Raw genomic sequence first — 2371 nt, forward strand, 5'->3', positions numbered from 1 at the left:
CAAAGTGGTGATAATGAAATTTTAAAGAGAATGAATCGCGGTTATACTTCCGAACATTTTTATGATATTGTCAGGAAATTAAGGATCGCAATGCCGGAAATCGCCATCACTACTGATATTATTGCCGGATTTCCAGGAGAAACTGAAGAACAGTTCCAACGAACTTATGATTTGATGAAACAGATCGAATTCGATTATGCTTTCACTTTTAAATACTCTTCCAGAGAAGGAACAAAAGCAGCAGAATTTAGTAATCAAATCCCTGAAGAAATCCGTTTAGAAAGACTGCAGAAACTTATCGAATTACAACAAAAAATAACTACAAAAAAGTATCGTGATCAAATCGGGGAAAAAAAAGAAATTTATGTTGAAAAAGTGAGTAAAAAAAATCCTGATGAACTCTCCGGGAAAAGCAGGGATTTCAAAATAACTGTTTTCAAAGGAAATCAGTCATTGATCGGGAAATTCGTAAAAGTAAAAATAATCGATGCAGTAGGCTGGACATTGAAAGGCAGAATGCTTGAACAAGATTCGATTGAAATTTTATAAGTTATAAAGAAAATTTCTTTTACAAGAATTTGCTGTAAAACCTGATCGTTTTTATGATAATGCAATTTAAAGTGAGGTAAAAATGCCTGGTTATATTGTTTTTTATGATATTTATTTTCCTATTCGTCAAATCAGGAAGAAAAGAAAGTCTGAGTTTAAAACCTATCTTCGTTCTTTCGGTCCTCACATTAATCTTTCAAACAATTTGAAGATTATTAATTCCAAACATGATCTGGATACAATCTCTGAAAAATTAGAAGAACTGACTGATAAAGAAGACAGAATATTCATTGCTGAAATAAAAAATAATTTTTTTGGAAATATAACGGAACAACAATGGAAATGGTTGATGGATAATATCAGGGATAGGGAAGATGAGTGATGATCTTTTCTGAAATGTATTAGACAGAATATGAGAAGATGCTCCTTATAAATATTATTGAATGTATTTCAAAAAAAATATTTATAAAGGTTATGATTTTAAATAAATTAGTATTAGTAGGTAAAAATTTAAGGTTCAACCAAAAAAGATTGAACCTTACATTATAGGAACACAACAGAATATATTAATTATTCGTTATCAATCACAATCTGATCTATAGTTTCGAAATCCAGATTTATAACCTCGACAATAAGTTGACCATTTTCAATTGTTAATTTACAAAAATGATTTTCTAGCAAAAACAATTGACTGTGTTTGCTGTATCTCATCTGATCGTAAAGAGTTGCTCCACCTCCTGCAGTCACAATGTGATAAATTCCGTTGTATTGTGATCTTTCATAACAGTGGTTATGACCGTTAAATACAATATCAACACCATATTCAGAAAAAAGGGGTAACAAGATGTCACCGAGATTTTTTTCATCTGCAGGATGAGGTCCGGTTGTAAAAATTGGATGATGGTATAAAACAATTGTAAAAAGGATGTCATCTGCAATATTTTCAAGATCATTAATCAGCCAGGTATATTGCTCTGATGGTTCTTCTCCATTTGTCAGATCAGCATTTGAATCAAGGACAATAAAATGAATATCATTCCTATCGACCGAATACCAGGCATGATCTTCCATAAAGCGGAATGTACTGGTAAAGAATTCATTGTTCATTTCATGGTTTCCTTTAACAGGAAGAAACTCGGAATTGTTCCTTAAATTTTCTGTTATAGATAGAAATTTGTTCCATTTCTTTTCCATATCACTCGACAATCTAATAAAATCACCTGAATGAAACACTACTGACGGATTAAAGGTTTCAATAGCTGCAACAACTTCCTGGTGAATTTGATAGTTCGATCGAGTGTCTCCATAAATTACTATCGGACCTGCTTCAGTTTCTGATCCGATTCCAGGAACTGAATCAGAAAAAATTATCTGAAACATAAATAAAAATGCTATTAAGATCATAGTAAACTTAATCGATTTCATTTCATCTCCTTTTTATATTCGAAATACTTTTATTTCATCAAGATCATTTTCTTGGTGCTGGTATATCTTCCGGCTTTGATCTTATAAAGATAAAAACCAGCAACAACATCTCTGCCATTATTATCTTTACCATTCCAGCTAACTGTAACAACTTCATCATTCTGAACATTATCATTGAAAAGATTGGCAACTTTTTCACCTTTTACATTGTAAACATTCAGTTCGCAAACAACAGCTTTCTTAACCTCGAATTTGATCTCCGTATTTGTTCTCATCGGATTTGGTGAATTTTGAAATAAAACAATATTTTGTTCATTATCATAATTTTCATGAGTAACTTTTAAGGTTTCTTCTCTTTCATTTAATTCGATGTCAGAAGCGATCCAGCTGTTATCAG

The 2371-nt window shown here is 31.5% G+C and carries 4 protein-coding genes; 2 read left to right on the plus strand and 2 right to left on the minus strand.

The window, feature by feature from the left end:
- Together ENL20_07620 and ENL20_07625 are read left to right on the plus strand one after the other, a co-directional pair.
- A partial coding sequence (locus tag ENL20_07620) for a TRAM domain-containing protein (protein ID HHE38428.1) occupies positions 1-549 on the plus strand: 549 nt, incomplete at its 5' end.
- Between the two features lie 82 nt (positions 550-631).
- Positions 632-931 (plus strand): hypothetical protein, encoded by a 300-nt coding sequence (locus ENL20_07625; GenBank protein ID HHE38429.1) that lies wholly within the window; start codon positions 632-634, stop codon positions 929-931.
- A gap of 188 nt (positions 932-1119) precedes the next feature.
- Here the strand turns inward: ENL20_07625 and ENL20_07630 are convergent, their stop codons facing one another.
- Both ENL20_07630 and ENL20_07635 read right to left on the minus strand, forming a co-directional pair.
- On the minus strand, positions 1120-1974 hold the full coding sequence (locus ENL20_07630; GenBank protein HHE38430.1) for a hypothetical protein: 855 nt from the start codon (positions 1972-1974) through the stop codon (positions 1120-1122).
- A 29-nt stretch (positions 1975-2003) separates the two neighbouring features.
- On the minus strand, positions 2004-2371 hold a 368-nt coding region (locus tag ENL20_07635; protein ID HHE38431.1), incomplete at its 5' end, for a T9SS type A sorting domain-containing protein.

This window comes from Candidatus Cloacimonadota bacterium (assembly GCA_011372345.1).
GTDB lineage: Bacteria > Cloacimonadota > Cloacimonadia > Cloacimonadales > TCS61 > DRTC01.

Bases quoted from the DNA above. Each gene is read 5' to 3' on its own strand.
- ENL20_07630 (HHE38430.1), bottom strand. From the start codon at position 1,974: ATGAAATCGATTAAGTTTACTATGATCTTAATAGCATTTTTATTTATG.
- ENL20_07625 (HHE38429.1), top strand. From the start codon at position 632: ATGCCTGGTTATATTGTTTTTTATGATATTTATTTTCCTATTCGTCAA.